Here is a 24,926-nt window from a genome sequence, read left to right on the forward strand (position 1 = left end):
AGTTCGTTTAAAGGTTTTTAGACAAACTGACGTTAGCGGGAATCGCACCCACTATAACCGTAAAATCAAACAAAAGAAAACATGAAAAAAACATTGCTTTTAATCGCTCTTTTAACGGTTTTTAATAATACTTATTCACAAGAAGACAAAGTCGATCTTGCAATAAAAGAACTTATTCAAAAAAATAAAATTGTCGGTTTACAATTATCGGTTATTAAAGAAAATGTTATTGTAAAAACAAGTCATTATGGATTCGCCAATATTCAAGATTCAATTGCTGTAAATAGTCAAACCGTTTTTAGCATTAATTCTATTACCAAAGCATTCACAGGAGTTGCAATCATGCAATTAGTAGAAAACGGAAAATTAAATCTAGAAGAACCTATTTCAAATTATTTAGATAAATTACCCCAAACTTGGCAAAAAATTACCGTAGAACAGCTTGCAACCCATAAATCGGGACTTCCTGATGTTTGGGATTCACAAGGCAATATGCTTTCCGAGGATGGTAATATTTTGTTCGAAAACGTCAAAAAGCTACCCCTTGCTTTTGAACCTGGAAAACATGTGAGAGAAGGCTTGGCAAATTACATGCTTCTAGGAATGCTTATAGAAAAAATTAGTGGACAGTCGTTTGAAAAATTTATTATGGAAAACCAATTCAAAAAAGCAGGAATGAAAAACGCCATGAAGGCAGGAATTGGGGATTTTTATAACATTATTAATAACTCATCAAGACCATATACTTATTTTAGAAATAATGTTCTAACTAATGTTTATCAACCAATGCCTTCAAATTTATTGCCTGCAGGTGGGATATATGCAACAGCAACCGAAATGGCACAATGGGTAATTGCATTACAAACTAATCAATTAATTAATGCTGAAAATCTTAAAATTCTTTTAAAACCTATTGAATTAGAAAACGGAAAACCATATGAAGAGAATGGTTTGCTCGACAGAACTTCAATTGGTTTTTCATTAAGTTCAAGAGCTGAAAATCCAATAATTGCTTCAATGGGTGGTGCAAGAAATGCATTATTTATTTATCCTAATAAAAATGTTTCAATAGTAATTTTGACAAATTTAATGGGTTCTCATCCTCAAGCTTTTATAGAAGAAATTGCTAAATTATACATTAACTAAAAATAACAACTGCCGCTAACAGCTAGGGCTTACAAGTGCTACTCAAAAAATCGTAATGCCGGATTTTGACAAAACGTTAAGGCAAAATATGCAACGAAAACCGCCTGATAAATTCTGATGCATTTTTGACCCAAAAAAACCAACCTGTTTTAGTTTTAAATTGAGAGCTAATCCGATAAAATAATAAAGAAACCTCTCGATTTATAAATAAATCAATTTGGCAAGCCTTATAAAAATATAAGTTTATGGTATCTTTGAATAACATAAATTCTAAGAGACATACAGCTGCTAATTAATTTGTATATCACAACAAAAGATAAAACCCTTTAATTATAAAACCATGAATACTTATTCTATTATCGCTCAGCTTGTAATCGCAGTGTCCGTAGGTTACGTATGGATTTTTAGGTTTGATAACATTGTTAACGAATTTAAACAATACGGCATATCGGATTTGACAAGAAATGTTGTTGGAGCCACAAAAATAGCCTTATCAACCTTGTTAATAACAGGAATTTGGTATCCTGAATTAGTATTTATACCGGCACTTATAATGGCCTTTCTAATGATAAGCGCACAATTTTTTCATTTTAAAGCAAAAAACCCATGGTCTAAACACCTTCCTTCTTTATTCCTTTTGGCATTATCTCTTTTTGTTGCATTATGCGCTTCCAAATAATCAAAACATGAATCTATTGCATTTACTTATTTTATTTTCGGCAACCTCCTTTCTTATCTATGGAATGGCGTATTTTGCCTCGTCGAATATGAAAAATGAATTTAAACGCTTTGGACTTGAAAAATTTGGACCATTAATTGCTGTTTTAGAATTGGCAGGGGCTATCGGTTTATTTATTGGCCTTCAAAATCATACTGTTTTAGTTCTTGCTTCCGGAGGCCTAGCTTTGCTTATGCTTCTTGGTACAGGGGTAAGAATAAAGATGAAAGATTCTTTATTGGTTTCTACTCCTGCTTTTTTTTACTTTGTGTTGAATCTCTATATTTTATGCAGAACCTTAGAATAAATCAACACTAAGCTGTTTTTAATATTTACCACCAAACAGTTCACTATTTGTTCTAATTTAAAATTAAAACAAAATACCCATTCCAATAATAATTGAAATGGGTACTAAGTAATAACCATGGTATAATGTCGTATTTTAAAATCAAGATAAAATTACATAACAATCTGATTTAAAGCTGTTTTACTTAAAGTTAATTCATTTGACTTTACGACTTTTAAACTTTCGACTTATTTATAATAATTGAGAAAATCAATAATGCTTCAGCATAACGCTTTTATCACATTTTGAAATTATTCAATAATAATTTTTTTACTGGTTTTATTATTCTCATCATCAATTAGCTGCATGATATACGTTCCAGACGAAAGAGAAGAAACATCTATTGTATTACTAGAAGACTTTAGTACTGTACTTAAAATCTGTCTTCCTAACAAATCAAATACTGCAACATCTAAGTGCTGTGTTTTTTCAAATTGAACCGTAATGCTATTTTTTGCAGGATTTGGATAGACCTGAATTAGGGAAGTGTCAAAAATTTTAGCGCTAAGACTTAAGCTTTCTACTCCACAATATGCTATTGCCCATGATGTCAGTATACCATCATCCCCTAATCCTGTATCCGTTATATTAAGTCTCCATTCGCCTTTAGCACTTTCTCCATTAAAAGCAGAAAGCGGTTGCGCCGGCTTTAAAACACCAGAGATTGCTGGACTTGTTAAAGAACAGTTTATTACAGCCAACCCTTGATCATCAAAAGTAGCATTCAAATCTGGATTAGAATCACACTTACTAGCTATCAGTGAAACATTGGTCCCTGATGGACTTGTCAGTACCGCAACTATATCTCCTATATAACTATGGGTAATTTTCATCGAAACATTAATATCAGAAATTGGGATATCAGTTGCTATATTTATTGTGCTTGTTGTCGTTAAGGTTGATACTATTACAGAAGGATTAGTGTTAGTCCTACTAAAACACTTGTTTGAACCAGTTGTAAAGCTACTTGGCCTACTAAAAACACCGTTTGCACATTCGTTTTTAGGCCTAACTCTCCAATAATATAACGTATTTTCGCTTAACCCTTTATTTTGATTATATCCATTTTTTGAGACAGTTGCGGTTTCTACTATAGATTGAAAATTTGAATCAGAAGCAACTTCCACATCAAAAAACTCAGCACTGTTATTCCCATCTTTAGACCAGATATAGGATGGATAAGTTGATTGTTTCACACTTGTATTAGCTGGACTACTCAGCACAGGCTCCGAAAAAACACCTCCCTTTAGCGTTAATACAACAACTTGAGTTTTGGTTTCTGACGGAGAAGTACCCGCGAAAGTGATAGAATAATCCTTAGGGTTTGAATTAGAAAATCCGCTAACGGTCATTAGTATTGTTTCTTTTGAGGTACTTGCTGTTGTTGGTGTAAAGCTAGCTGTGGAACCAGATGGTAAACCTGTCGCAGCAAATCTCACTACCCCCGTAAAACCCGCAGAAGGAATATAATCAAAACTAAAAGTTGATTTATTATCATTTGCACATTGGATTTTTGAGACTTCAAGCGCTGTCAAAAAGAATGTTGGAGTTGTAACTTGCTTAATTATTATAGTTGCGTCATTTACATCTAAGAAAACATTGTCAGCCGCTTTTATCATTAAACGCCCTGATTCCGTCAAAGAAGAGGGTACAATGATGCTTTTAGAACCACTATTTAAAGCCTTATCCGCTAATATAACAGTATCGGTAAAATCTCCTAAAGCCGAAAATAAAACATTTACAAACAAACAGTTTACCGGAAGTAAATTGGTATTCGCAACATCCCAAGTTATCAGTTGAGTTTCACCTTGTATCCAAGTCGTGTTTGAGTTTTGACTTGAAACTTTAAAGGGTCCTGCCGTTTGGATTGTATTTAACGTCATCAAATCAGCTGCCGTTTGCCCTCCGTAAACAACATTATCCCTAACCGTAAAAGCAAACTCAAAACTCCGTTGAACCTGGGGGATTACCTCCCAAGTAGGCATCAGATTATTACTTAAAATATCTGTTAATTGCGGGAAATACCTATTAGGTTTTGTAGTTCCTCTTCGGGTTCTAAACATAGGACCTTGAATAGCCGTTGGGAGAGGCTGAATAGGACTTTGCATCTCTTCATTGTCGTTTTGTTCCCACGTATAAGTAAGAAGATCTCCTGAGTCAGGATCAGAACCTGTTCCTGACAACTGAAATGCGGTACCTACAGGAATGCTGTAATTTGCTCCTGCATTGGCTTTTGGCGGTAAATTGCTAACCTTGATCTCATCAAAACAGGCAGAACTCACTCCCCCTTGAATATTAGCACTTATGTCTCGTATGTTTACATAATTAAAATAATCATCCGAATTTTCCTGTACATTTTGCCCCGTACAAATTCCGGCATACCCCATTATTGACGATCCGCTTCCGGGTTCCACTTCGGTATTATTCCCGCTTTTCAAACAGGTAGTTGTTCCATTATGGGTATGATACCCTCCCATTTGATGCCCAATTTCATGAGCGACATAATCAACATCAAAAGAGTCTCCAGTAGGATTTGATCTACCAGTCATACCGCTTCCTTTATTTCCGGAATTACAAACACAACCAATACAACCTGCATTACCGCCGCCAGCTGTATTAAAATTATGGCCTATGTCGTAGTTTGCATCTCCAATATTAGCATCTATGGTCAATTGAGTTTGGTCATTATATTCTGTACCCCAAGGGTCAGTAGTTCCATCATAATACATAATGTCAAAATTCTTAGGTACAAACTGATAGGTGATACCTAATTCTTTCTCATAAATACCATTTACTCGTGTCATTGTGACAACCATTTGTGCCATGATATTTGATTTTTTTTCAAAATCAGTCGTGGCATTACCAATAAACAAGGCACCATACTCTCCTGTACACGACATTGCTAATTCATACAACCGAATTTTACTGTCATCAGTAGCACCTATCGTTTTATTTATTTGCCTATTTCCAGTTTTTTTAGAAAGTGAATTATCTGTCTCGCAAGTAAAAACATCAGATGAATTATTGACTAGATCATCTCTCTTGTAAGCAATATATACTGACTTATCACTTGTATAGGGATCTATAAAATAAGTTGATTTTCCAGCTTCAAAAACCTGAGCATGAAATCCGGCTTGCGATAAACTAAACCGAATATATTTACCAGGATGTACTAATGAACTACCAACATAACTTTTAATATTTGGTAATTTTACAGCCAAATCCGGATGCAAAATTTGGGCGTCTAAAACTTGATAATTTTCAATAGAACCGTCTTCATTAGGCACATTGATTATATTTTGAGAAGTCCCAAAAAACACACCTCTTTTAGGAGTATTCTGTAGTTTATTTTTAACAGAGGCTATACCAACGGTATAAAGTTTGAATTTTGTAGGCATTTTTTCTTTATCAAAACTAATATTATTAATTTTGAGCCGACTGTTTTCGGATAAAGCGGTCCAATCACTTTTATTCTGCCCCCATGATATGCTTAAGGAAAAACAAAACAGTAGGGGTAAAAGAAAATTATTTTTAGTATTCATTATCTTTAAATTTAGGTAAAAAATAAATCCCCCATTGCATTTCTACGATGGGGGATTTTGAATCAATTATTTATTGCATCAGAAACTTAAATGTATCTGATTTATTACCATTTATAACAAGAAAATACATTCCGCTGGATAATTTACTAACAGGTATTTTAGCTTCATTACTACTTTCTAATTGCAAAGCGCTTATTAAACCTCCATTTAGGGTATAAATGTCAACTCGATCAATTGGCGTTCTTGCACTGGAAATTGTAATTACTTTATCAGCCGATAAAACAGTTGGGTATATTTTAAATTCTTCCCCATTAATTTTTTGCGTAGATAAAGTCGCTTGTGTTACCAAAGCAAAAGTTCCAGATCCGGTATGATTTCCTTTATAAGTACGATATTGCTCCGCAGAATATGCAGCACCTAACCCTCCGTTTATTTGAAAATTCTTAGGGTAATTTTTAGCATCATTGATAGAGTTGCTATTTACTTTTATAACTCTTAACCCGCTAGGGTCTGAAAATTCACTTGTTTCAGCATCTGTAAAGAATAGTGTTAAGTCATAGGAAGCTGTTGGTGCATTCAATCCATCTGCTTCTACTTTGATAACTTTCCCTGAATGAGATCCTGCTATATTAGTAAAGTTAGATTTACTACCTGATTCACTAATAGTTAGCGTAACACAACCCAGATCCTTAGTCGCATTTTCTATCATCCCAATGACATCTCCATCCTGATCGCTCAAAAAGTATACTTGGTTACCAATTTTTACGGTTTCACTATCAAATTGCATCAAATCAGATTCTACTGAAGCTGGTGTTCCGCTTACTACTACGTTGTCTAAAGTAAAACTAAAAGCAGTACCTAGTAAAGCATCATTATACCATCTCCAAGCTAAATGAAATTGTGTATTATTTAATGCCGGTGTCGCTTTATTATACTTACCTGAAGACATAACAGCTCCTGATGCTGTACCTGCAAAAAAGGCTAAAGAATTATAATTAGCGCCATCTAAAGAGTATACAAATTCACCATAATCAAACAACGCAGTATTATCTACTTGGTCCGTTTCTCCTCCTGCTTCCCAGTCAAAAGCTACAGTAACATCGCTCATCCCTTTTGTATCAATCAATTTGCTTATGAGAAGTAGATTTCCGTTTTGGGTTGAATCATAAGTGGCGCCTTGAGATGCAGTGCCATTTGAAACGTATGCTTTTCCTAAAGTATTTGGCCCATTAAAAAGCCAAACATTGGGATCCAATCCTATTACACTTTTAGTTTCCCAACCAGATGGAATATTTGAAGTAGTAAAAGTTTCTTTAAAAATCTCTACCGTACCTATACCAATAGCTGGTACATAATCATTATCAACAATTGTGATGTTTTGAATTCTAGATTGCGCTACAGGAGTATTTACATTAAACTTGATTATAATATTTTCTACACCTTCAACTATACCATCATTAAAAATGTTGAGTAAAATTGTTTTAGTCCCATCTTTATCAAAAGACAAACTAGTTGCTGATGTAGTAAAGTCTTTATTAATAGTTGCTGTAGAACCTGAGAAGTCTAAATTAATGGTTTGAGGAGAAGTGATGTTTACCCCAGTAACCTTAACCTCTATTGTATTAAAAACAGCACACCCTTGTGTTGCTGTCTGCTCGTTGACTACAGAAACATTAGCCGATTCAAAGAAAAGTTGGTTTGGATCAGGCGCAATAAATTCATTCCCTACATTAACCGCATACCAGGCATTCGTTACTTGTTTCACTTCATTAGAAAACGTTCCATATTCTTGTCCTGCAACAAGTATACTTGCATCTCTCATCTCTTGAAAAGTAGCGTTTGGAGTAAGTAGCACTTCGGCCTTAAAAGTAATCTGTTCAGCAATAAGAAAACCTAAACCTTTGACACTGTAGACCTTCAAAGCATCATTTATTTGATCATCTGCAGCCGCTTTAGCTTTCCCACGAGTAAAACTCTTTCCAGAACCTTCTACTAATAAATAATACCATTTATTTAAAACTCCACTATTACTATGGACTCCGCATTGGTCATTCGCTAAGCTAGGTTGTACACATTGTGGGTCAGACCAAAATTTACCTCCATAACTGTCGGGATCTGTATTTGCTTTTGGATCATCCATCCAACGCAAAGCAGTAGATCCAGCTGCGCCCGGAGCTAACCCACCATCACGTTCATCAATTTGTTCTCCAATTCCCCACGGGTCATAAGGCAACGAACTATCAATTGTAGTCAATACATAGTTTTCTACAGATGCTGCCCAGATATCCGAAAAACCTTCATTCATAGCACCGGATTCTCTGGCGTAAACTAAATCAGATGTATTAGAGCAGACACCATGTCCTATTTCATGTCCACAAACATCCATGGATGTTAAAGGTCCAAAAGAACCATTAGGCTTTGTACCGCCTTGATAACTTCCATCTCCGTAGGTCATTGCAGTACCATTCCAGAAAGCATTGTCATACGCATCACCATAATGTACATAATTAATAACTTTGGTACCACGATTATCATAACTACTTCGATTATGAATAGCTCCCCAATATTTAATTACTATTTCAGCTCCCCAATGCGCATCTAAAGCAATATCATCATTTTTTGTTTCATTGTCAACAGGGTATTTTAGAGTAGTGAAACGACTTCTCCAGTGTTCATCTGCGGTCCAGTTGTTGTCTCCAATTTCAACTTTTAATTGTCCTGATGGAGCATCACCATCATAAATAGAATACGATGGAATATTAGGCACACCAATAGGCGCTCCACCTACTCCATTATAAGAACGCGTTTCGTTTTCTATAACAACCGGCAATCCATTCACAAGGACCGGAATAGTCCCGAATAATGAATAGCGATTATTGACTGCATCTAATGTAGTCTGAAATTTTCTGTTTCCAGCATATCTTGTCGCTCCGTTCCCTTCAACTGAGGCTAAAATTGCTGCTGAATTAGTGGTGTTTATTTTATTCTTTTCGATGTTTTTATTAATTTCATCTGCATGTTTAATAATTGCATCCGTTAATAAAATCTGGCCATTGGCAGCATCAACAAAAACATTGTTTCTTGATAATGGTTTTGATGCGTATATATTGAATTTGTATGCAAGCGTTAAGTCAACCTCTTTTGTCTTATAATTATCAACATATACTAATTCGCCTTTAGGCAAATATTCATTATATGATTTTTGTAATTGTTGTATCTCTTTCTGATTCACCGTAACTTTTAAACTTTTTGAAATATCTTCCCAAACATAATTCTCAGCACCAACATGTTGCTTTGCCTTTTCTAATGCTTGGTCTTGGGACAATGACTTTGTCTTAGAAACATTAGCACCCATAACATAATGCTCTAGTGTAATTGCAGTTACTTTATCTTTTTTAAGAACAATATTATATCGCGCATGCTCCACTTTCACCCCATTATAGAAGGCAGAAAAAGTAACGATATTAAAATTCCCCTTGGTGGTATTGGTGTGAATTTCTTTAAATTCAAATGAATTTTTATCTAATTGCAGTACTTCCACTAAAAAAGCAGGAACACCAGCTAAATTTAAAGTATAGTCCGGTTTAATTTTTAGTAAAGAAGGACTCTGGCGACTTTTATTAAATTTAAATTCCTGGATATTTGTATTTGATTGCAAATATTTTTCATTATTTTGAGTTTTACTTTTTTGAGCGAAAATTAAAAAGGTAAAAAACAAAAAACTAGATGTGAGTAATAGTTTATTCATAGTTGTGCTGTAAAATTTGGTGTACTAATTGAGTTTGTCCTTATTGTTTAATGCTGTGTAATTTGATACTTTATTTCATTAGCGCTAATATTTATTAATTAATAGTATTTGTAGTCTTTAAAATCATTAATTCAAACGAACAATCAATAAACCACTTAGACAAGATCATTTTTAATGTCTAATCTGATTAAACAGAATCATATTAACTATATCACGGTATGCTGTTTTGACTCGTAAAACCAACATTCTCGTAACTATTATTCCAAAAAAAATATTTGATTAAAATTGATTAAAATAAATTTTAATCAAAATTTTGACTTTAAAAAACATAATTATTATATTTTAATCCAAAAAAGAATTAATTAATTAATTTTTTATCAAAAAAAAAGGTTAAAAAAAATAAACTTAATTTCTAATCAATATTAAAACAATAAATTATTTAAAAATTAATTTCAATTTATTAATTAAAAAAAAATCCTATAGATTTAAACTATTAGAGAGTAATGAATCTAATCTTTATGTTGCCATATAAAATCAGATACCGTTTAAAACTAGAAATAACCTTCTGAATTAGTGAAATTATATCAAAAAAAGAGATGCGTTTATAAAGAATATAATGGAGAGGGAAAATTTGAAAGAAAAAAAACACTACAGTGTCTTTGAGTGTCCAAAAAAATTACAGACAAGCAGTAATCACCTATACAAGTGAAAATTTATATTTTAATTAGAAGATGATTTTCTAAAAACAGTTCTGATTTGTAAAACCTATAAAAGAATCACAACAGTTTCTAATTACAAAATATCCCTTCCAAAACAGTATACGGCATTTTATTTGAACCGAAATTTAGTTTATTAAACTCCCCTAGACCAGCAATAAAAAACTACGAATATAATCAATACTTATACCCTGATAAAATCAAATATAATTTACAAATCAGGCAAACCATCAATTTTGACTCTGCCTTCTTTTCCTTTGAAGATTCCGGAGGCCCTTGGCTAAGGTCAAAAAAAAACCCGTTTCTTTCGAAACGGGTTTTTTAATAATTGAGAAAATCAATTATGCTTCAACTTCAAATGGAAGTATAGATACATAAGATTTGTTATCTCTTTTCTTTTGGAAAAAAACAACTCCATCTACTCTTGCGTGTAGGGTGTGATCTTTACTGATGTAAACATTTGCACCTGGATTATGTTTTGAACCTCTTTGTCTTACGATGATGTTCCCAGCAATAGCAGCTTGACCACCAAAAATCTTAACACCTAAACGTTTTGATTCTGATTCTCTACCATTCTTAGAACTACCGACACCTTTCTTGTGAGCCATGACGTATTAGTTTTATTTTGTTATTATTCTTGAGTATCTTCTTTTTTAGCTTTAGCTACCTTTTTCTTAGGAGCTTCAACTTCTTCTGTAGTTGCTTCAACTGCTGCTTTTTTAGGAGCCGCTTTTTTAGCACCTGCTGCAGTAATACCTTCGATTACAATTTGAGTAAGATACTGACGGTGTCCGTTTCTCTTTTTGTATCCTTTTCTTCTTTTCTTTTTGAAAATGATAACTTTATCTCCTTTTAAGTGTTGTAACACTTTGGCTTCTACTGAAGCACCTTCTATAGCTGGGGCGCCTATTGTGATTGTACCGTTATCATCTAACAAATAAACTTTGTCGAAAGAAACTTGAGTTCCTTCTTCATTTGCTAAACGGTGAACGTAAACCTTTAGGTCTTTGCTAACTTTAAACTGTTGCCCTGCTATCTCTACGATTGCATACATAACAAATTGTTTTATAAATTTTTAAGGTTGCAAATATACAATTAAATAATTACCTCGCAATTTGTTGAAGAAAAAAAATACCCAATACATCATAATTACTTATTAAATAGACTTTTGAAATAATTTTACAAAATAAAACGCTTAACTAGTGTTAAATTTCTCACAGCGAAACGCTTTTTATGTAACAAAAATTAAAAACCACTACTAATTATGCATATTAACAAAATTATTAACCTTATGAAAAATTCATTAATGGCTTTAGGTGCTTTGTTTATGCTAGGAGGAGTAGCTTCTGCTCAGAAAGTAGCTTTTGAAGAATACAAATTAGACAATGGACTGCATGTGATTTTGCACAACGATCCTTCTGCCCCTACTGTTATTACCTCAGTAATGTACCATGTAGGCGCTAAAGATGAAAATCCGGAAAGAACTGGTTTTGCTCACTTTTTTGAACATTTATTGTTTGAAGGAACCGAAAACATCAAACGCGGTGAGTGGTTTAAGATTGTAACTGGAAACGGTGGTGTAAATAATGCCAACACAACGGATGACCGAACCTATTATTACGAGGTTTTCCCATCTAACAACTTAGAATTAGGTTTATGGATGGAAGCAGAAAGAATGCTGCACCCAGTGATCAATCAAATTGGTGTTGATACTCAAAACGAAGTGGTGAAAGAAGAAAAGAGATTGCGCGTTGACAATCAGCCTTACGGAAATTTTTTGGCGGAAGTAAAAAAGAATATTTTCACAAAACACCCATACCGTTGGGCAACTATAGGTTCTATGAGCCATTTAGACGCTGCAACATTAGAAGAATTCCAAGCTTTCAACAAGAAATTTTACATTCCGAACAATGCTGTTTTAATTGTCGCTGGTGATTTCAAAAAAGAGCAAGCAAAAGAATGGATTCAAAAATATTTTGGACCGATCAAAAAAGGAGCTCCCATACAAAGAGAAACATTTGTTGAAGAACCGATTACTCAAACTATAAAAGCAGAATTTCAAGATGCTAATATCCAAATCCCTGCAATTGTAGCAGCCTACAGAACGCCATCTATGAAAACCAGAGACGCAAGAGTACTGGATATGATTTCATCCATCTTAAGCGATGGAAAAAGTTCTAGACTATACAAAAAAATAGTTGATGACAAAAAGATGGCCTTGCAAATTGGCGCTTTTAGTAACAGCCAAGAAGACTACGGCAGCTATATCATTTACGGTTTGCCTCAAGCGCCTAACACAACCGAAAATATTCTTGCCGAAATTGACTCTGAAATTGTAAAATTACAAACGGAATTGATTTCTGAAAGAGATTTACAAAAACTACAAAACAAATTCGAAAACCAATATGTAAACAGCAACTCTACCATTGACGGTATTGCAGACAATCTGGCTTCCTATCATTTGTTATACGGTGATGTAAACTTAATCAATACCGAAATTGAAATCTATCATTCTATCACTCGGGAAGAAATCAGAGATATTGCTAAGAAATATTTAAATCCAAACCAAAGATTAGTTTTGGATTATGTTCCATCTAAAGACAAAGCTCAAAACTAAGATACATCATTATGAAAAAATCAATATTAATTTTATCAAGCTTGTTCTTAACCGTAATTATGCAAGGACAAATCATCCCTCAGCCAAAACCTGGTGTAGCACCATCAATAAAAATCGGAAAACCGTTAACTTTTGAATTAAAAAATGGATTAAAAGTTATGGTTGTCGAAAACCATAAACTTCCTAGAGTAGCATTCAGTCTTACCTTAGACAATGATCCGTATGCTGAAGGCGACAAAAAAGGGGTTGCCGACATGACCAGTACATTAATCGGAAGCGGCACCACTAAAATTTCGAAAACAGCTTTCAATGAAGAAGTAGATTTCTTAGGCGCTAACATCAATTTTAGTTCTAATGGCGCTTCAGCAAGTTCCTTATCTAAATATTCGGGGAGAGTTTTAGAGCTAATGGCTGATGGTGCATTAAACCCAAACTTCACCCAAGAGGAATTTGACAAAGAAAAAGCAAAACTTATTGAAGGTTTGAAAGCCAATGAAAAAAGCGTTTCAGCAGTAGCAGCAAGAGTTGTAGATGTTTTGACTTATGGGAAAAACCATCCTGCAGGCGAATATGTTAGCGAAGCTACCTTGAAAAACGTAACTCTTGCAGATGTAAAAGCAAACTACACAACATATTTTGTGCCAAGCAACGCTTACCTAATTATTGTGGGTGATGTAAAATTCAGCGAGACAAAAAAAATGGTAGAGAAATTCTTTGGCTCATGGAAAAAAGCAGCTGCTCCATCGATCTCTTATAGCGATCCAATAGATGTTTCCGCTACACAAATCAACTTTATTGACATGCCAAATGCAGTTCAATCAGAAGTTGCGGTTGTAAATATGTCAAATCTTAAAATGACTGATCCAGATTATTTTGCTGTCTTAGTTGCGAACCAAATTTTAGGTGGTGACTTTAATAGTTACATCAACATGAACTTAAGAGAAGCGCACGGATGGACTTATGGTGCAAGAACAAGCATTTACGGAGACAAACGCATTTCTACTTTCAATGCTTCTACGCAAGTTCGTAATGCCGTAACAGATAGCACGGTTGTTGAAATTTTTAAAGAATTCAAAAAAATCAGAACTGAGAAAGTGACGGATGAAATGTTAGCCAGCGTAAAAGCAGGATACATTGGACGTTTTGTAATGCAAATTGAAAAGCCACAAACCGTGGCAGGATATGCTTTGAGAATTCAAACACAAAGCTTACCAGCTGACTTCTACGAAAACTACATCAAAAATATCAGCGCTGTAACAGCAGATGACATTTTAAGAGTATCAAATAAATATTTTTTAACGGACAACAGCCGAATTGTAATTGTTGGAAAAGCAGCTGATGTAGCTACTAATCTGGAAAAATTGAAAATACCAGTTTCCTACTTTGATAAATACGGAAATGCAACAGCTAAACCAGAATTAAAAAAACCAGTTCCAGCAGGAGTCACTGCCAAAAGTGTCATTGAGAATTACATCAAAGCTATCGGTGGAGAAAAAGCAGCATTGGCTGTAAAAACAATTGTAATGAACGGGACAACAACTATTCCGCAAGCGCCTTCTCCATTAAGCTTCACCTCAAAAATTGATGCCAAAGGAAAATTGATGGTTGAATTAACGATGGGCACAATGAGCCTAATGAAACAAGTGGTAAATGAAAAAGGAGCTTACGTAATGCAACAAGGGCAACGCCAAAATATTGAAGGCAGTACACTTGCTGATATGAAAGCAGCTGCCACACCATTTGAAGAATTGTCTCTTGCTAAAAACCAAGGTTTAACGCTGGAAACTATTGAATCCATTAATGGGAAAGATGCGTACGCCGTCAAAAACGGGAAAACTACACTATTCTATGATGTAACTACTGGTTTAAAATTAGCCGAATCTAAAATTGTTGAACAAGGTGGGCAAAGCATCACTCAAACTACAAATTATGGAGATTACAAAGAAGTGAAAGGAGTTAAAGTTCCTTTTAACATCATCCAGAATGTAGGTTTTGAATTAGACATAAAAATGTCTGATGTAAAAATCAATGAAGGTGTTTCAGATGCTGATTTTTTATAATCAAATCTTGAATAAATAAATAAAGGCTGTCTATTTTTAGACAGCCTTTATTATTTTTAATAAGATCCTAAACACAAACTGATCAAGAACAGCTACTACTTCTTAGCCGACAAATACACGCCGATTAAAATAATAAAAGCACCAAAAAACTGAACTGGCGTTAGCATTTCATTATCCAATAATCCCCAGCAAAAAGCAACTACGGGAATCAAATACGTTACCGAAGTAGCAAAAACCGGTGATGACATCTGGATTAATTTAAAGAACAGAATATTCGCAATTCCAGTTCCTACCACACCTAAAACCATTATAAACAAAATTGATTCCTGCACTTTCACATCATGTACCACTTCAAAAAAACCGGAGAAAAACAAGATTATGAATGCCGGAAAAAACAATACCATAAAATTCCCGGTAGTAATACTCAGCGGACTCAAATCATGCAAATATTTTTTGATTAAATTGACATTGACTGCGTAACATATCGAAGCTATTAAAACCAAAATAGCATAATAATAATTTTGTTCCGGATGATGCATGGCACCGTTCAAAATCAACAAAGCGCTTCCTAATAAACCAATTAGAATTCCAAAAATTTGATTTCTTTTGAACTGCAGTCCAAAAACCAAAGCGCCAAGAATCAGCGTATTCAAAGGGGTCAGGGAATTCAAAATAGAACTCACGGAACTATCAATTTCAGTCTGTGCAATTGCAAACAAGTAAGCGGGTATAAATGTCCCGAATAAAGATGTTAAAGCAATGTATTTCCATTTAAATACTGGGATTTTAGACAAACTTTTGAACCCTATTAATATTAAAAAAACAGCTGCAAAAATAATTCGCAACGATCCCAATTGTAACGCTGTCAAACCTATTAATCCTTTTTTTATCAGTATAAAGGAACTTCCCCAAACCAAGGCAAGAACCAACAAATACACCCATTTTAACTGCTTCGATTCCATAAAAATAATTTTGCCCAAAATTGTAATTATTTTATGAATTAGTCCTTCTTTTTTTAATTAATTTTGTAATTCATAAAAAAGTAGTTAATCTTCAAAATATACATTATAATGAATTTCAAAAAATCAATCGCAACACTGGTACTTACATGTCTTTTATTTGTAGGTTGCAAAGAAAAAGAAACAGACATAGCTTCAAAAGAAACGGCTGAAACAACTGCTCCAAAAGTTAAAAAGGAAATTGCAGCTGCTAATCTTCAAACAGCGAGTTTCTCTGTAGAAGGAATGACGTGCGCTGTAGGCTGCGCCAAAACGATTCAAGAAGATCTAACCGCACAGGATGGTGTTCAAAAAGCAACAGTAGATTTTGATACTAAAATGGCCACTGTAACTTTTGACAAAACAGTTCAAACACCAGAAAAATTGACAACAGTGGTTGAAGCCGCTGCTGATGGCAAAACATACAAGGTTTCTAAAATGAAGTCCTAAATAGAACTTTACCTTTATCGCAACAAAACATTCTCTTTACGGGGATGTTTTTTTTTGAACCACACAAGGATGTTGAAGGTCATTAAAAAAAGCGTACAGTTAGTGTTAACAGGCTAATTTAAACTTAAAAGCCTTATTTATTCTAAAAAGAGTATTGCTTATTTTGTACTATTCCGGTAAATGGCTATTGTTGTTATTTCCACTTCAAGGTTTCCATTAGCCGCTGCATATCATTTTTGATATAACTTGCCGCTGGCATAATCGAGTCATAATTGGGTTTCGCATAAAAATAAACGGATCCCGTCAAAAAATGACTAGTGCTGTCCGTCGCATAAAACTGGGAATTCGTTGCTGCATTTCCTTCTACCTGATAAAACATACCGTACACTTTTTTATCGGGATTAAAATACGGTTGTTCCAGGATATCATCTGCTTTTATCACGTGTTCATAAGTCAATTTTTGTGCATCCCGCAACAGTTCATTAATGTTTTTAGTGACTGGTTTATAGGTGAGATAAATAGTCGCTTTCATTTTTGGATAGGTAATCGTGAAACCACAATTGGGCTCTTTCTGGATAACGGCCTCTGAATTCATATCGAAAACAAAAGGACATTCGTTTTCAAAATTCATATAACTGGCTTGCGGATAATCCAACCGCAAATAAGCGGATGGTTTTGGGATCACGGCGTCTTTGCAACTAAAACTCAACAATGATGTTAGTGCTATTACCAGAAAAGGGATTGTTTTTTTAAACATTTCTATTTTTTTTAATCTTACAAATTTTAAGAAAACGTATTCCAATGGCTCTCTTTCCTTCGCAGAGGACCATGGAAGGATTATTCAATCGTTACTTTTATCTGTTTAACTCGTTTTTTATCCACTGCTTCTATAGTAAACAGACAGTTTTCGAATACAATTTTTTGATCTTTTTTAGGGAAATTGCCTAAAATTTCCAGAATAAATCCGGCTAATGTTTCGGCTTCTCCTTTTTTAATTTCGAATAATTCTTCATTAACATCAATAATCCGATAAAAATCTCTCAGGTTTATTTTTCCTTCAAAAAGGTAATTTTTTTCATCAATTTGAGAAAAACTAATCTGCTCATCATCAAATTCATCACTGATATCCCCAACAATTTCTTCAATAACATCCTCAAGAGAAACTAACCCTGAGGTTCCTCCATATTCATCTACCACGATCGCTAAATGACTTTTCTTGTTCTGAAAATCTTTCAGCAAATTATCCAGCTTTTTGTTTTCAGGGACAAAAAAAGGTTCTCGCAGCAATGCTTTCCAGTCAAATTCATTTGTATTAATATGCGGAAGCAAGTCTTTGACAAACAAAACGCCTTCTATCTGGTCTATATTGTCTCGATATACCGGAATTCTGGAATATCCTTTTTCTATAATTTTGGGACAAATAGCAGCAAAAGATTCTTCTATTTCTAAAGCAAAAATATCGATTCGCGGACTCATTACTTGTCTGGTATCCGTATTTCCAAAACTCACAATTCCTTCTAATATTTTTTGCTCTTCGGAAGAGGTTTCATCCGAAGCCGTAAGCTCTAAAGCCTGTGATAATTGATCAACAGAAAAATTTGTTTTTTGTTTTCCTAATTTGTTATGCAAATAAATCGTTGCTGCACGCATTGGTAAACTAATAGGCGTCAAAAGCTTATCTAAAAAGAAAATAGGGTAAGCAATAAGTTTGGCAAACTTGGTATTATTTCGACTGGCATATACTTTAGGCAAGACTTCCCCAAAGAGCAAAATCAAAAAAGTGACTACCAATACTTCCAAGATGAATTTCAATACCGGTTGGGTTATCGCTGCAAACATGCTTTTTCCAGCGTATGAAAACAATATTACTATCGCTATGTTGACAAAATTATTAGCAACCAGAAGTGTGGCCAGCAGTTTTTTGGGTTTTTCTAAAAGCGCGGCAATGATTTTTCCTTTAGAATCATTCTCTTGAATGATTTCATCAATCTCTTTTTGTGACAACGAAAACAAGGCTACTTCGGCACCTGAAATTAATGCGGAACAAAACAGCAATATGATTATTACTGTAAAACCAAATGCTAAATTAGTATCTATTGCGTAAGCAAAAAGCAAACTGGGCTCTGAGTCCAAATTGGTAAGGATTAGTTAAACACTCAAAATGGCAAGTCGTTTATAGGCATGACATTCTTATCGGTGTCAAAATTAGTGTTTTTCGGGACATCAGGTACAGGAATTTGTTTATTACTTTCAGTGTCTTTCTTAGTTGACAGAAAAGTAAATTCGGTTACCTGAATTTCAGTGGTGTGTTTTGTACTTCCATCCTCTGACTGCCATTGACGGGATTTAATGCGTCCTTCCACGTAAATTTTATCGCCTTTAGAAAGGTATTTTTCACAAAGTTCCGCCGCTTTGTTGCGAACAACTAAATTGTGCCACTCCGTAGAAGTGATTTTTTCATTGGTGGTTTTGTTGATATACACTTCGTTTGTGGCCAACTGAAATCTTCCAATACAATTGCCTCCATCAAAATAATGCATTTTGATGTCGTCGCCAAGAAAACCAATTAGCATAACCTTGTTTAATGTTCCGTTCATTTTAGAATATGGTATTTTATCAAAGATACATTTTTTTAGAAACTCTATAAATCCTTTTCAATAAAATTATGAATCACAATTGGGAACGGAAAAGTTCTCAAAGTTTCAACGTCAATTCCGTTTTCAATTGTTCCTTCAATTTTCACTTTCCAAAACTTAATATGTAAATGCTGGTGTGACAATTTATGAAGGATACTTTTTTCGTTGTATTCTAACATACTTACGACAGTATTTTCTTTAAAATAATCCGCTTGAATAGCTTCGCTAACACAATCAAAATCTTCCTCTTTTTCGGTTTCTATCAAAGGGAATTCATAGAGATTGTGCCAAATTCCTTTGTCTGTTCGTTTTTGAATTATGGTGTTGTCATTTTCATCTGCAACAACCAGATAATTAAAGTAACGGCTTCTCACTTTTAGTTTTTTAGTCTTAACAGGCAACTGATTAACTTTGTTTTTTTGCAAAGCAGCGCAACTTTCGTTAAAAACACAAATACCGCAATTTGGACTTTTAGGAACACATTGCAAAGCCCCAAATTCCATAATGGCTTGATTGAAGGTTGCCGGGTTATCTTTTGGCATCAGTTCGAATGCCAAAGCAGCGAATTCTTTTTTGGCAGAAGCCTGAGCAATATCTGTATCTATATCGAAATAACGCGATAAAACTCGGAATACATTTCCATCAACAACCGGAACGGCTTCGTTATAAGAAAAAGAAGCGATGGCCGCAGCGGTATATTCCCCAATGCCTTTTAATTTTAGTAAATCCGCATAGTTATCCGGAAAACTTCCCCCTAAATCTGAGGCCACATATTGCGCCGTTTTATGCAAATTTCGCGCTCTGGAATAATATCCTAATCCCTGCCAAAGTTTCAAAACATGTTCTTCATTGGCTTTTGCTAAATCAAAAACAGTAGGAAAAGCGGCAGTAAAAGACATAAAATAAGGCATTCCTTGGGCAACGCGTGTCTGCTGCAACATGATTTCGGAGAGCCAAATAGGATACGGATCCGTAGTGTTTCGCCATGGCAAATCCCGTTTATTTTGTAAATACCATTTTATCAGCAGGTTAGAAAAATTCATTTTTAAATATTAGACTGCAAAAGTAAAAGTTTATGTGATTAAAATTTAATGAATTAGCTTGAATAATTGTTTTTTAAATTCCTATATTTGCAAACTCAAAAAAATAGTACAACATTATAAATAGGAAAGAAAATGACGAAAGCAGATATCGTAGCAAAAATTTCAGAAAAATTAGGTCTTGAAAAGGGAGATGTACAGGCAACTGTAGAGACTTTTATGAATGAAGTAAAAAATTCATTAGAAACTGGAGACAATGTTTATTTAAGAGGTTTTGGAAGCTTTATAGTGAAAACCAGAGCAGAGAAAACTGGAAGAAACATTTCTAAAAATACTACAATAAAAATTCCTGCACACAACATTCCTGCATTCAAACCTGCAAAAGTTTTTGTTGAAGGGGTGAAAATAAATAACGAAGCAAAATAATAATATTAATTAATCATAAAATCATAAGATATGCCAAGTGGTAAAAAAAGAAAGAGACATAAGGTAGCAACTCACAAACGTAAAAAAAGAGCGAGAGCTAATCGTCACAAAAAGAAAAAGTAGTTTTAAACTACTTTTTTCTTTTTAAATGTTCATTGAAATTGAAAGTTAGTAATCAGTATTCAGTTTTTAGTAGTCAGTCAACTGCGAACTTAACACTGCAAACTGCCAGCTAATTTTCCCCGGGTTCAATACCTGTTAAAAATATTGTTTAATCCATTTGTTCGCCACAGCGAATAGATAAAAATGTACAGCGTGAATAAAGAATTAATCATCCGATCTAGTTCTGAAGCCGTAGATTTTGCCTTATTAAAAGATGGAAAACTAATTGAATTACACAAAGAAGAAGAAAAAAGCAACTTCCAAGTTGGCGATATTTTTATTGCCAAAATCAGGAAACCCGTTGCCGGACTAAATGCTGCTTTTGTAAATGTTGGCTTTGAAAAAGATGCCTTTTTACATTATCATGATTTAGGACCCAATTTAGCTTCCCAACTGAAATTCATAAAACTTGTAAGCGCAGGTAAATTAAAAGATTTCTCCCTAAAAAACTTTCAGTTTGAAAAAGAAATAGACAAAGATGGTACCATTACTGATGTTTTGAGTGCCAATCAATCTGTTTTAGTACAAGTTGTCAAAGAACCTATATCTACAAAAGGACCAAGGATTAGCGCTGAGCTTTCTCTTGCCGGAAGATTTATAGTTTTGGTTCCGTTTTCTGATCGTGTTTCTATTTCTCAAAAAATAGAAGACAAAAAAGAAAAAGAACGCTTGAAACGATTAGTACAATCCATCAAACCAAAAGGATTTGGTGTTATTGTTCGCACAGTAGCCGAAGGCAAAAATACAGCCGAATTAGAAAAAGATTTGCAGAACCTGCTCAGCAGATGGACTGCAATGTGTAAAAAATTACCAACTGCTCATCATCCTTCAAAAGTATTAGGAGAACTCAATAGAGCCTCTTCGATATTAAGAGATGTATTTAATGATACCTTTAGTGGTATTCAAATTGATGATGAAGAGTTGTACAACCAAACGAAGGATTATTTGCAAGAAATTGCCCCTTCGAAACAATCAATAGTGAAGTTTTATCAATCAAATGACACACCTATTTTTGAGAAATACAACATAGAGAGACAAATCAAAACTTCTTTTGGAAAAACAGTATCCATGAGTAAAGGGGCGTATCTTATTATCGAACATACTGAAGCCTTGCACGTTATAGACGTAAACAGCGGAAACCGTTCTAATAAAGCTACCAACCAGGAAGATACAGCCATGGAAGTCAACATGATAGCAGCAGCCGAAATTGCAAGACAACTGCGTCTTCGTGATATGGGCGGAATCATTGTGGTTGATTTTATCGACATGTCGAATCCTGAAAATCGCAAAGTGTTGTTCGACTTCCTCAGGGAAGAAATGAGCGATGATAAAGCAAAACATAAGATCTTACCCCCTAGTAAATTTGGACTAGTTCAAATTACAAGACAAAGAGTAAGACCAGAAGTAAATATTAAGACCAGAGAAGAAGATCCAAACAATGAAAGTGCCGAAATTGAAGCACCAATTCAAATCATTGATAAAATCGCTTTTGATCTGGAAAGAGTATTAAAAAACCACAAAGATGTTGTGCTTAATGTACATCCGTTTGTGGCCGCATACCTTACCAAAGGTTTTCCATCATTACGTTCAAAATGGTTTCTTGAACATAAAAAGTGGGTGAAAATCATACCTCGTGATGCTTACACGTATTTAGAATATCATTTCTACGACAAAAAAGAAAATGCTGTCATAGAATAAATTATAAACCGCCTTTCGTAAGATTGGCGGTTTTTTTGTGCGTCATTGCGAGATTTTTCGAAGCAATCTGTAATTTATAATTTATTTGATTTTAGGAGCTAATCCAGCTATCCGCTCTATCTTTTGCAAAGCTTTCACCCTTCAAAAGGCTGGAAGCTTTGCAAAAGGATGCCACTACAAACGAAGTTCACTGAACTCCTATAAAAAACAAACATTAAGTGAAGTAATCTGGGCTAGGGATTTGTGTAAATAGAATTATTTTCTTCTCTCCACAAAAAACCGCTTCATCAACTCCGAAGCTTCATTAGCCAAGATACCTTTTACAACAGTTGTTTTAGGATGCAATTGTGTTCCCATTTTAACAAAACCCCTATTTTCATCAGTGGCTCCATAGACAATTCTCGAAATCTGACTCCAGTACAAAGCGCCGGCGCACATCTGGCAAGGTTCCAGTGTGACGTACAGCGTACAACCCATTAAATATTTTCCGCCAAGATAATTAGCTGCGGCAGTTATGGATTGCATTTCCGCATGAGCCGTAACATCATGAAGTAATTCGGTTAAATTATGACTTCTGGCAATAACTTTATTATCAATGACAATAATGGCACCAACCGGAATTTCGCCTTTTTCAAAAGCCATTTCGGCTTCCTGCAAAGCCTTTTTCATAAAATATTCGTCGGTGAAAGGATTTATCATAGTATAAGTCCGCGAATTCGCATATTTAAGTTCTTTGCAAATCTTCGCTTTATTTTGTGATTCTTTATAAAACAAGTTTTTTATCAAATGTAAAAATACAATTTCAAATCGTACCTTTGCTTTATGTCAGATAATTTACTTTCAACCATAAACAATCCAACCGATTTACGCCTGCTTGATGAAACCCAACTTCCTCAGGTCGCTCAAGAATTACGCAATTTCATAATTGATATTGTAGCCGCAAAAGAAGGCCATCTTGGGGCCAGTTTGGGCGTTGTTGAACTCACCATCGCTTTGCATTATGTGTTTGACACACCAAATGATTTGTTGGTCTGGGATGTAGGCCATCAGGCCTATGGACATAAAATACTCACCGGCCGAAGAGAAAATTTTCATACCAACAGGCAACTCGGCGGTATTTCCGGTTTCCCAAAAAGAAGTGAAAGTATTTACGATGCTTTTGGCGTAGGACATTCTTCGACTTCCATTTCGGCAGCATTAGGAATGGCGATTGCTTCTAATTTGAAAGGCGAATACGATAAACAACATATTGCAGTGATTGGAGATGCCTCCATCGCATCAGGAATGGCTTTTGAAGGATTAAATCACGCCGGAGTTACTGATGCTAATTTACTGGTGATCCTTAATGATAACGCCATCGGCATTGACCCGAGCGTTGGTGCGTTAAAAAAGTATCTTACTGCCGTAAAAGAAGGGAAAAATCCGAGGCAGAACAACATGATTAAATCATTGAATTTTGATTATTCGGGTCCTATTGACGGGCATAATCTTTTTGCGGTTATCAAGGAACTCAAACGCTTGCAAAAAGTAAAAGGACCAAAATTTCTCCATATCATCACCACCAAAGGTAAAGGACTGCAACAAGCCGAAGAAAATCAGGTTAAATACCATGCGCCGGGGAAATTTGACGCTACAACTGGGGAAATTCACATCAAATCAGAAGAGAATTTACCGCCGAAATACCAGGATGTTTTTGGCTTGACCGTATTGGATTTGGCCCGAAAAAATGAAAAAATAATAGGGATTACACCTGCAATGCCTTCGGGAAGTTCCCTCAAATTCATGATGGAAGCTTTCCCAAAACGCGCCTTTGATGTAGGAATCGCCGAGCAACATGCCGTTACCTTAGCGGCCGGAATGGCGGCACAAGGAATGATCGTATTTTGCAATATTTATTCTACTTTTTTGCAAAGAGCATACGACCAAGTCATTCATGACGTTGCACTGCAAAACTTACCGGTAATTTTCTGTTTAGACAGAGCGGGATTAGTGGGAGAAGACGGCGCAACGCATCACGGTGTTTTTGATCTTGCTTATTTGCGCTGTATTCCTAATATAATTATTTATTCCCCAATGAACGAAATAGCGCTTCAAAACATTCTCTATACTGCACAACTGGGATTGAATCAGCCCATCGCTATCCGTTATCCAAGAGGTCGCGGTGTGATTCAGAATTGGCAAGATCAACATCTGGGAAAGTATAAAAAAATAGCAATTGGAGAAAGCATTTGTATTAAAAAAGGAACACATATCGCAGTATTATCAAATGGAACTATTGGTCACAATGTCACTTTGGCTATAGCCAAGACAGACCATCAGGAAACCATTGCCCATTATGATTTTTCATTTGTCAAACCATTAGACGAAAAAGCACTACATACCATTTTTACTAAATTTTCAACTATAATCACGCTAGAAGACGGCGTTGTAAATGGCGGTTTTGGGAGTGCTATACTTGAATTTGCTTCCCAAAATAATTACACTTCAAAAATAAAAATATTAGGCATTCCTGACGAATTTATTGAACAGGGAACAGTGGCTGAATTACAACAATATTGCAAAATTGACGTTAAAAGTCTTGAAATCCTTTTTTCAAGCTATTAAAATAATTATTTTGCACGTT

The 24,926-nt window shown here is 34.8% G+C and carries 19 protein-coding genes; 9 read left to right on the forward strand and 10 right to left on the reverse strand.

Annotation, left to right across the window (positions count from 1 at the left end):
* The first annotated feature begins 81 nt into the window (after nt 1–81).
* From EKM05_RS05150 to EKM05_RS05160, 3 genes are all read left to right on the forward strand, one after another.
* A complete protein-coding gene (locus EKM05_RS05150; RefSeq protein WP_126553938.1) occupies nt 82–1,146 on the forward strand; it encodes a serine hydrolase in 1,065 nt (354 codons plus the stop codon).
* A gap of 340 nt (nt 1,147–1,486) precedes the next feature.
* Entirely contained in the window at nt 1,487–1,825 is a 339-nt protein-coding gene (locus EKM05_RS05155; RefSeq protein WP_126553940.1) for a DoxX family protein, read from the forward strand.
* A 7-nt stretch (nt 1,826–1,832) separates the two neighbouring features.
* Nucleotides 1,833–2,171 (forward strand): DoxX family protein, encoded by a 339-nt coding sequence (locus EKM05_RS05160; protein ID WP_126457564.1) that lies wholly within the window; start codon nt 1,833–1,835, stop codon nt 2,169–2,171.
* Nucleotides 2,172–2,461: 290 nt separating this feature from the next.
* On the opposite strand, the gene EKM05_RS05165 is transcribed toward EKM05_RS05160, so the two are convergent.
* From EKM05_RS05165 to rplU, 4 genes are all read right to left on the reverse strand, one after another.
* Nucleotides 2,462–5,752, reverse strand: coding sequence for a reprolysin-like metallopeptidase (locus EKM05_RS05165; RefSeq protein ID WP_126553942.1), 3,291 nt, complete (start codon nt 5,750–5,752; stop codon nt 2,462–2,464).
* A 70-nt stretch (nt 5,753–5,822) separates the two neighbouring features.
* A complete protein-coding gene (locus EKM05_RS05170; protein ID WP_158614842.1) occupies nt 5,823–9,410 on the reverse strand; it encodes a M4 family metallopeptidase in 3,588 nt (1,195 codons plus the stop codon).
* Nucleotides 9,411–10,557: 1,147 nt separating this feature from the next.
* Complete coding sequence (rpmA, locus tag EKM05_RS05175) at nt 10,558–10,824, reverse strand: 50S ribosomal protein L27 (protein WP_086453627.1); 267 nt, start codon at nt 10,822–10,824, stop codon at nt 10,558–10,560.
* Between the two features lie 23 nt (nt 10,825–10,847).
* The gene (gene rplU, locus EKM05_RS05180; protein WP_126455145.1) at nt 10,848–11,270 is read right to left on the reverse strand and encodes a 50S ribosomal protein L21; all 423 of its coding nucleotides are present in this window, start codon (nt 11,268–11,270) and stop codon (nt 10,848–10,850) included.
* Nucleotides 11,271–11,507: 237 nt separating this feature from the next.
* Between rplU and EKM05_RS05185 the strand changes: the two genes are divergently transcribed.
* Complete coding sequence (locus EKM05_RS05185; RefSeq protein WP_126455143.1) at nt 11,508–12,833, forward strand: pitrilysin family protein; 1,326 nt, start codon at nt 11,508–11,510, stop codon at nt 12,831–12,833.
* A gap of 11 nt (nt 12,834–12,844) precedes the next feature.
* A complete protein-coding gene (locus EKM05_RS05190) occupies nt 12,845–14,893 on the forward strand; it encodes an insulinase family protein (protein WP_233589327.1) in 2,049 nt (682 codons plus the stop codon).
* Between the two features lie 95 nt (nt 14,894–14,988).
* Here EKM05_RS05190 and EKM05_RS05195 read toward each other — a convergent pair whose 3' ends face one another.
* Nucleotides 14,989–15,855, reverse strand: coding sequence for a DMT family transporter (locus EKM05_RS05195; RefSeq protein ID WP_126553947.1), 867 nt, complete (start codon nt 15,853–15,855; stop codon nt 14,989–14,991).
* A gap of 108 nt (nt 15,856–15,963) precedes the next feature.
* Here EKM05_RS05195 and EKM05_RS05200 point away from each other — a divergent pair, with 108 nt between their 5' ends.
* Nucleotides 15,964–16,341: a heavy-metal-associated domain-containing protein gene (locus EKM05_RS05200; protein ID WP_126553949.1), complete on the forward strand. Its 378-nt coding sequence runs from the start codon at nt 15,964–15,966 to the stop codon at nt 16,339–16,341.
* A gap of 193 nt (nt 16,342–16,534) precedes the next feature.
* On the opposite strand, the gene gldD is transcribed toward EKM05_RS05200, so the two are convergent.
* The 4 genes from gldD to mutY all read right to left on the reverse strand — a co-directional run bounded on the left by gldD (nt 16,535) and on the right by mutY (nt 20,020).
* Nucleotides 16,535–17,098: a gliding motility lipoprotein GldD gene (gene gldD, locus EKM05_RS05205; protein ID WP_126553951.1), complete on the reverse strand. Its 564-nt coding sequence runs from the start codon at nt 17,096–17,098 to the stop codon at nt 16,535–16,537.
* Between the two features lie 80 nt (nt 17,099–17,178).
* Nucleotides 17,179–18,474: a gliding motility-associated protein GldE gene (locus tag EKM05_RS05210; protein ID WP_126553953.1), complete on the reverse strand. Its 1,296-nt coding sequence runs from the start codon at nt 18,472–18,474 to the stop codon at nt 17,179–17,181.
* 23 nt (nt 18,475–18,497) lie between these two features.
* Nucleotides 18,498–18,938 carry a single-stranded DNA-binding protein gene (locus EKM05_RS05215; RefSeq protein WP_126553955.1) on the reverse strand — a complete coding sequence of 147 codons (441 nt, stop codon included), beginning with the start codon at nt 18,936–18,938 and terminating at the stop codon, nt 18,498–18,500.
* Nucleotides 18,939–18,982: 44 nt separating this feature from the next.
* Nucleotides 18,983–20,020, reverse strand: a complete 1,038-nt coding sequence (gene mutY, locus EKM05_RS05220) for an A/G-specific adenine glycosylase (RefSeq protein ID WP_126553957.1) — start codon at nt 20,018–20,020, stop codon at nt 18,983–18,985.
* 132 nt (nt 20,021–20,152) lie between these two features.
* Between mutY and EKM05_RS05225 the strand changes: the two genes are divergently transcribed.
* Together EKM05_RS05225 and EKM05_RS05230 are read left to right on the forward strand one after the other, a co-directional pair.
* Nucleotides 20,153–20,443: an HU family DNA-binding protein gene (locus EKM05_RS05225; RefSeq protein WP_016989051.1), complete on the forward strand. Its 291-nt coding sequence runs from the start codon at nt 20,153–20,155 to the stop codon at nt 20,441–20,443.
* A gap of 315 nt (nt 20,444–20,758) precedes the next feature.
* The gene (locus EKM05_RS05230) at nt 20,759–22,303 is read left to right on the forward strand and encodes a ribonuclease E/G (RefSeq protein WP_126455129.1); all 1,545 of its coding nucleotides are present in this window, start codon (nt 20,759–20,761) and stop codon (nt 22,301–22,303) included.
* A 255-nt stretch (nt 22,304–22,558) separates the two neighbouring features.
* Here EKM05_RS05230 and EKM05_RS05235 read toward each other — a convergent pair whose 3' ends face one another.
* Nucleotides 22,559–23,002, reverse strand: a complete 444-nt coding sequence (locus EKM05_RS05235; RefSeq protein ID WP_126553959.1) for a nucleoside deaminase — start codon at nt 23,000–23,002, stop codon at nt 22,559–22,561.
* A gap of 123 nt (nt 23,003–23,125) precedes the next feature.
* Here EKM05_RS05235 and EKM05_RS05240 point away from each other — a divergent pair, with 123 nt between their 5' ends.
* The gene (locus EKM05_RS05240; RefSeq protein WP_126553961.1) at nt 23,126–24,907 is read left to right on the forward strand and encodes a 1-deoxy-D-xylulose-5-phosphate synthase; all 1,782 of its coding nucleotides are present in this window, start codon (nt 23,126–23,128) and stop codon (nt 24,905–24,907) included.
* Nucleotides 24,908–24,926: the final 19 nt, after the last annotated feature.

Source organism: Flavobacterium sp. GSP27, from assembly GCF_003970395.1.
GTDB lineage: Bacteria > Bacteroidota > Bacteroidia > Flavobacteriales > Flavobacteriaceae > Flavobacterium.

What these genes read in the sequence shown, in the direction of transcription:
- EKM05_RS05150 (WP_126553938.1), top strand. Translation starts at nt 82, where the DNA reads ATGAAAAAAACATTGCTTTTAATCGCTCTTTTAACGGTTTTTAATAAT.
- EKM05_RS05155 (WP_126553940.1), top strand. Translation starts at nt 1,487, where the DNA reads ATGAATACTTATTCTATTATCGCTCAGCTTGTAATCGCAGTGTCCGTA.
- EKM05_RS05160 (WP_126457564.1), top strand. Translation starts at nt 1,833, where the DNA reads ATGAATCTATTGCATTTACTTATTTTATTTTCGGCAACCTCCTTTCTT.
- EKM05_RS05165 (WP_126553942.1), bottom strand. Translation starts at nt 5,752, where the DNA reads ATGAATACTAAAAATAATTTTCTTTTACCCCTACTGTTTTGTTTTTCC.
- rpmA (WP_086453627.1), bottom strand. Translation starts at nt 10,824, where the DNA reads ATGGCTCACAAGAAAGGTGTCGGTAGTTCTAAGAATGGTAGAGAATCA.
- rplU (WP_126455145.1), bottom strand. Translation starts at nt 11,270, where the DNA reads ATGTATGCAATCGTAGAGATAGCAGGGCAACAGTTTAAAGTTAGCAAA.
- EKM05_RS05185 (WP_126455143.1), top strand. Translation starts at nt 11,508, where the DNA reads ATGAAAAATTCATTAATGGCTTTAGGTGCTTTGTTTATGCTAGGAGGA.
- EKM05_RS05190 (WP_233589327.1), top strand. Translation starts at nt 12,845, where the DNA reads ATGAAAAAATCAATATTAATTTTATCAAGCTTGTTCTTAACCGTAATT.
- EKM05_RS05195 (WP_126553947.1), bottom strand. Translation starts at nt 15,855, where the DNA reads ATGGAATCGAAGCAGTTAAAATGGGTGTATTTGTTGGTTCTTGCCTTG.
- EKM05_RS05200 (WP_126553949.1), top strand. Translation starts at nt 15,964, where the DNA reads ATGAATTTCAAAAAATCAATCGCAACACTGGTACTTACATGTCTTTTA.
- gldD (WP_126553951.1), bottom strand. Translation starts at nt 17,098, where the DNA reads ATGTTTAAAAAAACAATCCCTTTTCTGGTAATAGCACTAACATCATTG.
- EKM05_RS05215 (WP_126553955.1), bottom strand. Translation starts at nt 18,938, where the DNA reads ATGAACGGAACATTAAACAAGGTTATGCTAATTGGTTTTCTTGGCGAC.
- mutY (WP_126553957.1), bottom strand. Translation starts at nt 20,020, where the DNA reads ATGAATTTTTCTAACCTGCTGATAAAATGGTATTTACAAAATAAACGG.
- EKM05_RS05225 (WP_016989051.1), top strand. Translation starts at nt 20,153, where the DNA reads ATGACGAAAGCAGATATCGTAGCAAAAATTTCAGAAAAATTAGGTCTT.
- EKM05_RS05235 (WP_126553959.1), bottom strand. Translation starts at nt 23,002, where the DNA reads ATGATAAATCCTTTCACCGACGAATATTTTATGAAAAAGGCTTTGCAG.
- EKM05_RS05240 (WP_126553961.1), top strand. Translation starts at nt 23,126, where the DNA reads ATGTCAGATAATTTACTTTCAACCATAAACAATCCAACCGATTTACGC.